Annotated in this window: 11 protein-coding genes and 1 other RNA gene; 11 read left to right on the plus strand and 1 reads right to left on the minus strand. The window is 51.6% G+C overall.

What is annotated here, in order from left to right; all coding sequences use genetic code 11:
* The 11 genes from D5S03_RS11710 to thrC form a co-directional block, all read left to right on the plus strand.
* The coding region (locus D5S03_RS11710; RefSeq protein ID WP_287044157.1) for a F0F1 ATP synthase subunit gamma at window positions 1–447 on the plus strand (447 nt) is incomplete at its 5' end.
* 17 nt (window positions 448–464) lie between these two features.
* Window positions 465–1,874, plus strand: a complete 1,410-nt coding sequence (gene atpD, locus D5S03_RS11715) for a F0F1 ATP synthase subunit beta (protein ID WP_008870944.1) — start codon at window positions 465–467, stop codon at window positions 1,872–1,874.
* Window positions 1,875–2,045: 171 nt separating this feature from the next.
* Entirely contained in the window at window positions 2,046–2,474 is a 429-nt protein-coding gene (locus D5S03_RS11720; protein WP_008870943.1) for a F0F1 ATP synthase subunit epsilon, read from the plus strand.
* A 228-nt stretch (window positions 2,475–2,702) separates the two neighbouring features.
* A complete protein-coding gene (gene glmU, locus D5S03_RS11725; protein ID WP_008870942.1) occupies window positions 2,703–4,127 on the plus strand; it encodes a bifunctional UDP-N-acetylglucosamine diphosphorylase/glucosamine-1-phosphate N-acetyltransferase GlmU in 1,425 nt (474 codons plus the stop codon).
* A gap of 9 nt (window positions 4,128–4,136) precedes the next feature.
* Entirely contained in the window at window positions 4,137–4,316 is a 180-nt protein-coding gene (locus tag D5S03_RS11730; RefSeq protein WP_008870941.1) for a hypothetical protein, read from the plus strand.
* Window positions 4,316–4,588 carry a cell division protein ZapA gene (locus D5S03_RS11735; RefSeq protein WP_008870940.1) on the plus strand — a complete coding sequence of 91 codons (273 nt, stop codon included), beginning with the start codon at window positions 4,316–4,318 and terminating at the stop codon, window positions 4,586–4,588. Before D5S03_RS11730 ends, D5S03_RS11735 begins: the two co-directional genes overlap by 1 nt.
* Before the next feature lie 24 nt (window positions 4,589–4,612).
* A non-coding RNA gene (gene ssrS, locus D5S03_RS11740) (6S RNA) lies at window positions 4,613–4,796 on the plus strand.
* A 272-nt stretch (window positions 4,797–5,068) separates the two neighbouring features.
* Entirely contained in the window at window positions 5,069–6,628 is a 1,560-nt protein-coding gene (gene rny / locus D5S03_RS11745; protein ID WP_008870939.1) for a ribonuclease Y, read from the plus strand.
* A gap of 493 nt (window positions 6,629–7,121) precedes the next feature.
* Window positions 7,122–8,324: a tyrosine--tRNA ligase gene (tyrS, locus tag D5S03_RS11750; RefSeq protein WP_008870938.1), complete on the plus strand. Its 1,203-nt coding sequence runs from the start codon at window positions 7,122–7,124 to the stop codon at window positions 8,322–8,324.
* Window positions 8,325–8,337: 13 nt separating this feature from the next.
* Window positions 8,338–9,231 carry a 4-hydroxybenzoate octaprenyltransferase gene (locus D5S03_RS11755; protein WP_008870937.1) on the plus strand — a complete coding sequence of 298 codons (894 nt, stop codon included), beginning with the start codon at window positions 8,338–8,340 and terminating at the stop codon, window positions 9,229–9,231.
* An 80-nt stretch (window positions 9,232–9,311) separates the two neighbouring features.
* Complete coding sequence (gene thrC, locus D5S03_RS11760; RefSeq protein WP_287044160.1) at window positions 9,312–10,757, plus strand: threonine synthase; 1,446 nt, start codon at window positions 9,312–9,314, stop codon at window positions 10,755–10,757.
* Here thrC and D5S03_RS11765 read toward each other — a convergent pair.
* Window positions 10,745–11,800, minus strand: a complete 1,056-nt coding sequence (locus D5S03_RS11765; RefSeq protein WP_287044161.1) for an elongator complex protein 3 — start codon at window positions 11,798–11,800, stop codon at window positions 10,745–10,747. The two genes, thrC and D5S03_RS11765, sit on opposite strands and share 13 nt — an antisense overlap.
* Window positions 11,801–12,173: the final 373 nt, after the last annotated feature.

The raw sequence follows: 12,173 nt of genomic DNA on the forward strand, positions 1-12,173 counted from the left end.
AACTTTGATTTTCAGCTGGCCAATGACATTGGAACCAGGGTCATCAACAGTTACCTGGAAAAAGACCTGGATGAAGTGCACCTGATTTTTGGAGAGTTTCACTCCATGGTCAAACAGGTGCCCACGGCATCCCAGGTGCTTCCGGTGGTTCAGGCTGAAGTTGCAGAGGCGGAAGGGCCGCAGAGCGAATATCTGTTTGAGCCTTCTGTGGAGGGTCTGCTGGCCGAGATTCTGCCCAGGTATATAAAGGTCCAGGTTTACCGGGGCCTTCTGGATACATCCTGCAGCGAGCACGCAGCCAGGATGACAGCTATGGACAACGCCACCAAGAACTGCGATGAGATGGTGGATCAACTAACTTTGGCCTACAACAAGGCCAGGCAGGCGGCCATTACCACGGAACTGATGGATATAGTCGGCGGTGCCGAAGCATTGAAACAAGGATAATCAGGGGGCAATAAAAAATGAGTGAACAGAATGTCGGAAAAGTTGTACAGGTCATCGGACCCGTCGTTGACCTGGAGTTCCCGGAGGGCAAACTGCCCAACATCATGAATGCTATTTACATCACCAATCCCACCATATCCGACGAGAAAGACAACCTGGTGGTTGAGGTGGCTCAACATATGGGCAACAATGTGGTCCGCTGCATATCCATGGACGCAACAGACGGCCTGGTCCGGGGTATGGAAGGCAAGGATACCGGTGATCCCATCAGGGTACCGGTGGGCAAACCCACCCTGGGCCGCATTCTAAACGTTGTCGGCCGCCCGGTGGACGAACAGGGCCCGGTCAAGGCCGACAAATATTATCCCATTCACAGGCCTGCTCCTTCATTCGTCGAGCAGAGCACCAGCATTGAGATCCTGGAAACCGGGGTCAAGGTCATCGACCTGATGATCCCCTTTCCCAAGGGCGGTAAAATGGGAATGTTCGGCGGCGCAGGAGTGGGCAAGACAGTTGTGCTCATGGAAATGATCAACAACATCGCCAAAAACCACGGCGGTATTTCCGTTTTCGCCGGGGTCGGGGAAAGAACCCGTGAAGGCAACGACCTGTACCACGAAATGATTGACGCCGGGGTTATCGACAAGGCCGCTCTTATTTACGGTCAGATGAACGAACCTCCGGGAGCCCGGGCCAGAGTCGGGCTGACCGCGCTGACTGCCGCGGAATACTACCGTGACGAGGAAAACCAGGATGTTCTTCTGTTCATCGACAATATATTCCGTTTTACCCAGGCCGGTACCGAGGTTTCGGCACTTCTGGGACGCATGCCCTCTGCTGTGGGTTATCAGCCCACCCTGGCCACAGACCTGGGTGCCCTGCAGGAACGTATCACCTCCACGGACAAGGGTTCCATCACCTCGGTTCAGGCCATTTATGTGCCTGCAGACGACCTGACTGACCCGTCTCCGGCCACTACCTTTGCCCACCTGGACGGGACCATTGTTCTCTCCAGGCCAATTGCTGAGCTGGGTATTTATCCCGCTGTGGATCCTCTGGACTCTACTTCCAGGGTGCTTGATCCCAACGTTATCAGCCAGGAGCATTACAGCGTGGCCCGTGAGGTGCAGATGATCCTGCAGAAATACAAGGACCTGCAGGATATCATCGCCATTCTGGGTATGGATGAACTGTCCGACGAGGACAAAATCACTGTGTCCAGGGCCAGGAAGATGCAGCGTTTTCTGTCTCAGCCCTTTCATGTTGCTGAGCAGTTTACAGGCAAGGCCGGACGCTACGTCAAGATCGAGGACACCATTAAGGGCTTCAGGGAAATCATCGACGGCAAGCACGACGACATTCCTGAAAACGCATTCTACATGGTCGGAACCATTGACGAAGCCCTGGAAAAGGCCAAAGAGGTCTAGTCTGACAGGACTTGAGAATTAAAAATCCGGCGGCTGAAAGCTCAAAATGCTTGACCCACCAGGCAGGTGCTTTCTCCGCCGTGCAAGTTAAGGCTGTCAATCCCGGCTCAATCACAGTGGCGACCGGGCAACAGGACTTTTACAACAGTCTGCTGGATACAAGGTGGAAATATGGCTAATCTGATAAGATTGGAGATCGTCACGCCGGACAGGAATCTGCTCAGCGAGGACGTGGAATATGTCGGCGCTCCAGGCGTCAGCGGTGAATTCGGGGTCTTACACAATCACACCCCCTTCCTGACCGCTTTAAGTATTGGGAGCCTTTTTTACAAGAAAGAGGGCCGCAAGTACTTTGTGTTTGTCTCAGGAGGATTTACAGAAGTAACGCCGACAAAGGTGTCCATCCTGGCTGAAGTTGCTGAAAAAGCCGATGAGATAAGCATTGAAAGGGCCCGAAAAGCCAAAGAAAGGGCTGAACAGCGTCTGCAGCAGGAAAAGGAGCAGATCGATTACGCCCGGGCCAAGGCTGCAATGGCCAGGGCCATGCACAGACTCAGATGCAGGGATGACGCTGTGAGCGCCGGCACCTGCAGCATGTAATGAATCTCTAAGAAAAATATTCTAAACCCCGCACCTGTTTTTTCTGTTTTGTTCCAGAAAATCCTCAACAGTGGATATTGTATCCATTGAAACAGAAGGGTCTTCAGGCGTAAGCAGATAAAATAGGTGCGGGGTTTTTTTGTCTGGACATGCAAAGAGGCTTGCTTTAAAATCAGCCTTAAAAAATAGCAGCAATTTTACGCAAAAATTACCACCGGGTCCGTAATTATGATTTTTGATGAAGAGAAAGGACTACCACTATCTCCTGAGGCAGGCGTGCTTGTTCTGGCCGCTGGCAAGGGAACACGCATGCATTCACCTCTGCCCAAGGTCCTTCAAAAGCTTCTGGACAAGCCCATGCTGTGGTATCTTTTAACCACTCTGGGCACATGCTTTTCTTCCAGGCCCATGGTTGTCACCGGTCATGGCAGCGACCTGGTGCAAGAGGCCTGCACTGAATTTGAAGTGGATTGTATTTTCCAGAAACAGCAGCTGGGTACCGGTCATGCCCTGCAGGTGGCCTGGGATCATATCAAAAAGACCGGGGTTGACTGGCTGGTGGTGCTCAACGGTGATACTCCGCTAATAAGTCGCCAGCAGATTCACAGTCTTTTGAACAGTGTCCGCAGCAATGATGCTGATATAGGCCTGATGAGTCTTGAGCTTGATGATCCGGGCGGTTATGGACGGGTTCTACGCTCTGCTGAGGGCAGTGTCGAAGCAATAGTCGAAGCAGGGGACTTTGACCCCCGGGTACACGGTCCGGATGTTTCTGAAGTAAACTCAGGGCTTTATGCATTTAAAACCTCTTCCCTCAAGGGTATTCTTTTTGAGCTGGATGCGGACAACATACAGGGTGAGCTTTATCTTACACAGCTTATCTCACTGGCCAGGCAGGCCGGCATGAAGATCGAGGCCGTGAATGCCGGCAGGTGCCCGGGGCTTCTGGGGGTCAATAATCCCGGGGAACTGATTCAGCAGGAGGAGAATGTCCGCTCCTGCATAGTAAACCGGTTCATGGGACAGGGGGTTTTTATAAGGTCCCCACAGACTGTACGAATTGGTCCGGAAGTCTGTATTGAACCGGGAGCCCGGATCACCGGTCCGGTGGAGATTTACGGCAAAAGCAGGGTCTCTTCGCTCAGCAGCATCTCTGCAAATTGTTACATTGAGGACAGTTTTATAGATGGAGGGCAAGTTTTTTGCTTTTCACATATAGTAGAATCTGTTATAGATACCGATACGAAAGTTGGTCCTTATGCCCGGCTGAGACCGGGAACCAGAATGAGCAAGGGGTCCAGGGCCGGCAATTTCGTGGAAATTAAGAATTCAACAGTGGGTGCCGGCAGCAAGGTAAATCACCTGTCTTATATCGGGGACACCGCAATGGGGCAGGAGGTCAACGTCGGAGCGGGCACCATCACCTGCAATTATGACGGGCGGGCCAAACACAGAACCGTTATCGAGGACAAAGTGTTCATAGGCAGCAACACAGCTCTGGTGGCCCCAGTGGTGCTGCAGCAGAAGAGCATGATTGCTGCAGGGTCCACAATAACCAGGGATGTGCCCGTTGAGAGCCTGGGCATAGGCAGGTCCAGGCAGAAAAACCTTGAAGGCAAAAGCCCTTTGAAAAAATTTAAAAATAACGATTAAGCGATTAAAATGGAAGCCATAGAAAAACTGGCGGAAAAAGTTGACCGCCTTCTGGAACTGAAGAACAGGCTGGAGCAGGAAAACCAGAGCTTGAGGCAGGAACTGGAGGCTGAGAAACAGAAGAACAATACGGTTGCAGCCAAAGTTGATGAATTGCTGCAAAAAATTGAAGATGAAACATCTTTTTGATGCCAGAGTACAACTTAAATATACTGGGGTTGGACTTAAATTTCAAAACAGATGCGGGTCCCGAACGTATCGAGCAGGCAAGGGCATATCTTGAAAAGAGATATACCGAACTGCAAAGCAGGGGCGGCAAGCTGAGCAAGGAAAGATTGCTTATATATCTTGCTCTGGGCCTGGCTGATGATTACCTTCAAAGTGACATCAGGCTTTCGGATTTACAGCAGAGAGTAGATGAACTGGTAAACAAGATAGATAGTCTTGAGGCTGACAATTAAGCTGGCTTTTTGGTCAGCATAGAAATATTCCTGGCAGGTACGTGATGGAGATGAGTTATTTTGAGCCAACATTAACCTCAAGGGAGCCGCTGCGCAGTTCTGGTGTGCATGCCCCGCAGAGTCCGGGGAAGCCTGAAGGAGCTGCTTTGGCGCCCACCTGTAAAAACGAGGTTCAAGATAATTCTCCACACGGCCTGCCGGGATAACTTTTGCCAGGTTTCGTCTTCTGCCCAGGATCGGCCTGCCTCCAATGCCTTTACGGCAGCTTACCGGACCCTCCGACAGCTTCTCATGTTGATGACGGTGTATTTTTTCAAGTGAAGCCGTATCATCACCGTTAATCCATTTATGGAAAATAAAATACGCTGACCGCATCACCCATAGCCGCCCCCTTGCGCATCTGTGCATCTTGTTTCCGGGATCGCAGCTAATGCCTGCTGGATCGCGGAGAAATAGAGCTTTACATATAAGGAGCAAACCATGTGGACAACCGTAATCATCACTGCCTTAATCGCCCTGGCAGTTGGAGCTGTTGCGGGATTCTGGGCTCAGAAGATTTTTTTCAACAAGAAGTACCAGGAGAACCAGGAGCTGGCCCAGAGAATTCTGGATGAAGCCAGGAAAGAAGCTTCAGCACAAAAAAAGGAAATCCTTCTTCAGGCCAAGGATGAGGCCTTCAAGCAGAAAAAGGAGCTGGAAGAGGATGCCAGGGAAAGGGAGAAAGAGTTAAAGAAACAGGAACAGAGGCTGCAGGAAAAGGAAGAAAGGCTGGAGAACAAGCTTGAAAAAGTGGCTCAAAAGGAAAGTGAAGTAGTCGCCTGGGAAAATCAGCTTACCAAGCAGGAACGTACTTTTGCCGAGAAGGAGGAGCACCTGCAGGAGCTTATTGACAACCAGAGCAAAAAACTCGAGGAGATATCCGGACTCACTACGGAAGAGGCCAGACACCGCCTGATGCAGGAAATTGAGAGCAAGACCAGGCATGAGGCGGCCAGGATGATCCGCCAGATCGAAATGGAAGCCCAGGAAACAGCTTCCAAGAAGGCCAGAGAGATTCTGGCGTTGTCCATACAGCGCTATGCCGGAGATTATGTATCCGAGCATACTGTTTCGGCCGTGGAACTGCCCAGCGAAGATATGAAGGGCCGCATCATCGGCAGGGAAGGCCGCAATATCAGGGCCATCGAAGCCGCCACCGGGGTGGATCTGATCATCGACGATACGCCTGAGACTGTAGTCCTGTCCGCCTATAGTCCTTTGCGGCGCGAAGTAGCCAAACAGTCTCTCGAGAGGCTCATAAGTGATGGCAGGATTCACCCTGCCCGGATCGAGGATATTGTTGAAAAGGTAAAAAAGGAACTGGACGTCAAACTGCGGGAAATCGGGGAACAGGCAACCTTTGACGTCGGGGTTCACGGCATACACCCAGAACTGATACGCCTGCTGGGCCACCTGCATTACCGCACCAGTTTTTCCCAGAATGTAATGCAGCATTCCATAGAAGTTGCCTTTCTGTGCGGGATTATGGCTGCAGAGCTGGGCCTGGATCAGAAAAAGGCCAAAAGGGCCGGTCTGCTGCACGACCTGGGCAAGGCGGTGGATCATGAGGTCGAGGGTCCTCACGCCATCATAGGAGCCGACCTGGCCAAAAAGCACAACGAATCCAAGGATATTGTTCATGCCATAGCAGCACACCACGAGGATGTGCAGCCTGCAAGCATTCTTGCAGTTCTGGTTCAGGCAGCTGACAGTCTGTCCGGGGCCAGGCCCGGGGCCAGGAAGGAACTCCTGGAAAATTATGTCAACCGCCTGGAAGAACTGGAGAAGATTGCTTCCAGTTTCAACGGAGTGAATCGTTCTTTTGCCATTCAGGCCGGAAGGGAACTTCGGGTTATGGTGGATTGCGATCATGTGGACGATGACGCCACTCACCTGATGTGTAAGGATATAGCCCAGAAGATCGAGGAGAGCATTACATATCCCGGCCAGATCAAGGTGACTGTAATCCGGGAAAAGAGATCAGTGGGCTATGCCAAGTAGCTTAAGCCGGGGAAAAGCTGCAAGTGCCCGGGTCAGGGGAGCCTGGTGAACATGTGGACCGGGGAAAACAGTATGTTTGAGGTAACGATTTCGTAACTATTCACCAGGGTCCGGGGACTTCGCAAACAGGACGTAAAAAACTTCACCCTGATAAACCCTGCGAAGCAGGACCGCTATGCGGTGTTTAACAGGGCGAGCTCCAAGGAAGCGTAAATCAAAACCTATACACGAGTTTTTAAGCTGGAATAACTTCTATAATATTCTTCAAATCAAATTCGGTGTCTTACGGTTTTGATTAACGCTTCCTACGTCGTTCAGATCCCGCACTTACTTTCTGGCAAATTTTGTTTTGAAAGTTGGGCAGAACTAAGAAAGTAAGTGCGGGACCCTGTTTGCAAAGCCCCCGGACCCTGGATATCAGCGGTGCGCATAGATTGACCAATTTTATCGGATGGGGAAAAGTTACACGATTTCAAATTAAAGCGGAGATGAAATGAGCTGGAATCATCAGGAGGCCATGGCTTTGATTCGGCGTGGCAGTGTGGAGATTGTAAGCGAATCCGAACTGTTGAAAAAAATGGACAGAAAAAAGCCCCTCAGGGTCAAGGCAGGCTTTGATCCCACTGCACCTGACCTTCACCTGGGGCATACCGTGCTCATCCAGAAACTCAAGCATTTTCAGGAACTGGGACACCATGTACTCTTTCTCATTGGCGATTTTACAGGCATGATCGGAGACCCATCAGGTAAATCCGAGACCCGTAAGAAACTTACCCGCCAGGAAGTGATCCAAAACGCTGAAACCTACAAACGCCAGATATTCAGGATTCTGCATCCGGAAAAGACCGAACTGGTTTTCAACTCCACCTGGATGGACAAGTTTCATGCAGCGGATTTTGTGGAACTCTGCTCCAGGTATACAGTGGCCAGGATGATGGAAAGGGATGATTTTGACAAGCGTTTCCGGGAAAATCGCTCCATAGCTGTACACGAGTTTTTGTATCCTCTCATACAGGGATACGACTCCGTGGAGCTAAAAGCAGACGTGGAGCTTGGCGGTACGGACCAGAAATTCAATCTGCTGGTGGGCAGGGATCTGCAGCGCGAATACGGTCAGGAACCGCAGGTTATCCTGACAGTGCCCATACTGGAAGGCCTGGACGGGGTGCAGAAGATGAGTAAGTCCCTGGATAATTATGTGGGTATCGAAGAACCGGCCCGGGATATGTACGGCAAGCTCATGTCCATCTCCGACGAACTCATGTGGAGGTATTTCGAACTTCTCTCGGACAAGAATCTAAATGATATTGAAGCCATGCGGGAAAACGTGGAGCAGGGCAGGCTGCACCCCAAGTACTGCAAGGAAGAACTGGCCATGGAAATAACCGCCAGGTTTCATGACAGGCAGGCAGCAGAAAAGGAGAGGGAGAATTTCAACCGTGTCTTTTCGGCCCATGAAATGCCCCAGGATATGCCTGAATTCAGTGTTTCCCCGGCTGAAAACAAGAGGCTGGCTGATATTCTGGTGGAGAGCAGGCTTTGTCCGTCGCGCAGCGAAGCCAAAAGACTATGCAGACAAAAGGCAGTGGGACTTTACAACGGTGAGAAGCTTACAGACCCTGAGGCTGTGTTCGGTGCCGGGGAGTACACCCTGAAAGTGGGCAAAAAAAGGTTTTTAAAGCTTAAAGTACAATAACAAGGACTCTTACATGACAAGCAAAACGGGTTCAATATCAGCCGGGGTGTTGCAGGCAACCCTGGCCTGGGCCAGGATGATCCGCATTGAACATTCCATATTTGCTCTGCCTTTTGCCTACATGGGGCTTTTCTGGTCCGCTGAAGGATGGCCCGGCTGGCAGGTCTTCATCTTTCTGACCCTGGCCATGATAATGGTGCGCTCCTTTGCCATGACCCACAACAGGCTTACCGATCTCCCCCTGGACGCCCTGAACCCGAGAACCAGGGACAGGGCCCTGGTGACGGGGGAAATCCAGGTGCGACAGGCTTATTATTTTCTGGCAGCAAGCGCTGTTATATTTGTCCTGGCCTGCGCCTTTCTGAATCTCCCGGTTTTTCTGCTGGCCTTTTTTGCCCTGGCCTGGTCTGCAGTGTACAGCTATACCAAAAGGTGGACCAGTATATGCCACTTTTTTCTGGGTTCTGTCCTGGGTCTGGCTCCCCTGGCCGGGTGGATCGCCTATACACCGGAACTTACTCTGCCGGCGGTCTTTTTGTTTCTGGGTGTGCTTTTCTGGGTAGGAGGTTTCGACATACTTTACTCCACACAGGATATGGAGTTTGACCGGGAAAACGGACTCAAGTCCATCCCTGCCAGGCATGGGGCGGCCACTTCTTTTGCCCTGGCCGGATTCTCCCACGTCAATGCGGCTCTTTTTTTCCTGCTGGCAGGGATCGCCTTTGCCGCGTCCTGGCCCTATTATCTGGCCTGGTTTGTCGTGGCGGTGGTTCTTTTTATCGAGCACAGGATCATCTCCCCGGACAACCTGGAAAGGCTCAATGTCTCCTTCTTTACCCTGAATGCCCTTGTATCCGTAATCCTGCTGGCCGGGGTCCTGGCTGATGTTTTCCTGGTCAGTGGCTGAAAGGCATAAGATTTTCCAGGAACTAAAGTGGCAGATAAGTACTTGTTGATCAACTTCAGAAATATTTTACAGGGGTTTTCATGACCATGGACGAATTTCCAGCATACAGGGGAGATCTGAGATATCACTGCCTGGAGTGCAAGAGCGTTTATCCCGGGGACGAACTGCATTACACCTGCCCTGAATGCAGCGGGGTTTTTCTCCTGCAGGACCATAATTTCAGCGAGCTTAAAAAGACATCCGGGGAAGACTGGAGGGCTGTATTCGACCAGCGTGCAGCCGGCAAGATGACCCAGATGCAGGGCATCTTCAGATTTTTTGAACTTATCGCCCCGGTGGTGGATAAGGAAGATGTGGTCTATCTTGGGGAGGGTAATACTCCGGTGATTGAGTCTTCCCCCAGGCTGCAGAAAAATGTGGGCCGGAAAATGGCCTTTAAGAACGACGGCCAGAACCCCAGCGCATCATTTAAAGACCGGGGAATGGCCTGTGCCTTTAGTTATCTGAATCAGCTGGTGAAGAAAAACAACTGGGACCAGGTCCTGACCATCTGTGCCTCCACCGGAGACACTTCGGCTTCCGCGGCCCTTTATGCCGCCTATGTGGATGGACCGGTGAAATCAGTTGTTCTGCTCCCCCAGGGTAAAGTCACTTCGCAGCAGCTGTCTCAGCCTCTGGGCAGCGGGTCCGTGGTCATCGAACTGCCCGGAGTTTTTGATGACTGCATGCGCGTGGTGGAGTATCTGGCGGACAACTTCCGGGTGGCCCTTTTGAATTCCAAAAATCCCTGGAGAATCCTGGGCCAGGAGAGCTATGCCTTTGAGATCGCCCAGTGGAGCAACTGGGATATGGCCGGCAGGTGCGTGTTTGTGCCCATAGGCAATGCAGGCAATATTACAGCGGTCATGAACGGGTTTTTAAAGCTCAAAAAATTAGATATAATTGACGAGTTGCCCCGGATTTTCGGGGTGCAGTCCACTCACGCGGACCCGGTTTACCGCTATTACCGGCAAAATCCCGGGGACAGGAGCTATGCCCCGGTTGAAGTAACCCCCAGCGTGGCCCAGGCGGCCATGATCGGCAACCCGGTTTCTTTTCCCCGGGTGCGTGAACTGGCGGCGAAGTACCAGCAGGAGCAGGGTGAAGATGCCTTCAATGTAGTGCATGTCCAGGAGCAGCAGATAATTGAGTCCATGCTGCTGGCCAACCAGAATGGCCATATAGCCTGTACCCAGGGCGGGGAATGCCTGGCAGGACTTATTCAGGCCAGGGATCAGGGTCTTGTAGGTGCTGATGAGTTTTCCATTCTGGATGCCACAGCCCATGCCCTGAAGTTCAGCGGATTTCAGGAAATGTACTTCAACCGCTCCTTTCCCCCGGGCTACGGGATTACCCCCAGGCAGGAGTATATCAACCAGCCTCAGAGTGTGCTCAGTGAAGAGGACAAAGAGCGCATGAGCAAAGATGAGTTCACCAGGGCGGCGGTGAATGAAATGGTGCGTATACTGGGTCTTCAGGGCAACTGAGGTGCACATCCGGCCAGCATGAACAGTTCATGATCCCAGGTGTCCACGTTTTTCCTGAAAATTTTACTGCGCTGATAGAGTTTTTCGTTTTCTTTTCCATGTCCCCAGAAATCACTTATATACCTTTGGGGAACGAGAACCTGCAGGGGGCCTCCTGCACCAAGTCTCGAGGCCATGGCGGTCACGTATGCACCCAGGGCCCTGCCCCGGCATATGGCCCCCAGGGCGGGATGCCAGGGTCCGGCCTTTATCCGGGGCAGAAGTGAGCCTTCCGGGGCCAGGCCGGTTCTGATTACCGGTATCCCGGCCAGCCACATCCTGAGCAGGGCATTGGAAACCAGGGCCAGAGTGGTGTTTAAGGGCCAGGGCCTGTATTCACCCCTGGACCATTGCCGGGCCAGCAAAGTATCTTCCAGTACAAGGCAGGGGTACAGCCGGACTACAGCTGGCTGCATCTCTGCTGTAGCCTGCAGGTCCCTTGCAAAGCTTGCGGAGTCTGATCCGGGCAACCCCGGCATCAACTGAATTCCAAGCTCCAGAGAATTTTGTTTTATCCGCATCGAGGCGTCCAGGGCCTCTTCACCGCCATATCCCCTTTTTGAAAGAGACAGTACCCGGCTGTCAAAACTTTGTATCCCCAGTTCCACCATGTCCACCCCGTAGTCCCTAAGTAACCTGATCCGGCCTTGATCTATGCAGTCAGGCCTGGTGGAACAGCGTATATGGCTTACTGCTCCCGCCCTCCTTAGTTCCAGGGCTGTTTTTAGAAAAAGTTTTTGTGTGGCTGCGGGAAGGGCTGTAAAGGTCCCTCCGAAAAAGCCCAGGCAAAAAGGCTCCGGTTTTTTTTTAAACAGTGTGCATATATCCTGATGGATTTTTTGGGCCTGCACTTCATGGGGCGTTTGCTGTTGCCCGGTCTGAGCCTCCTGGGAGCAGTAAATACATTTGAAGGGGCATCCTGAAAAAGGCAGAAACACAGGGTAGAGGCGGTGTCTGGAGCGGTCCGGCTCAGGGTGTTTGAAATATAATCTGGGAAAGCTCATAAAATTAATTATAATCAGGGGTTGCAAAAAGCAAATTGATTGGATAAGATATCTTTCAGACAAAAGTTAAAAATAAAAGGGTGTTGTACAATAAAGACTAAGGCGGGCTTTGCCCGCAACCCAATAAAGAAAAGAACTTTTTTGACAGGATTAACCACGCCCAAGAAGCGTGGCAGGCTTAGATTAAGAGATTGATTAAGAGAAAAACATTTTTGTCCTGGCCGGAAGCCAGGCCAAAAGGTAATCACTCCAGCACTCACTTTTTTCCGGCACTCATGAATGTCGGAAGAAAGTGAGTGCTGGATGGTAAATTCAGTCAGCGGCATCAGGCCGGTGGCTGATTATCCTATCCATCCTGTTAATCCTGTCTAAG

It is taken from the genome of Desulfonatronospira sp. MSAO_Bac3 (assembly GCF_003838035.1).
Taxonomy (GTDB): domain Bacteria; phylum Desulfobacterota; class Desulfovibrionia; order Desulfovibrionales; family Desulfonatronovibrionaceae; genus Desulfonatronospira; species Desulfonatronospira thiodismutans.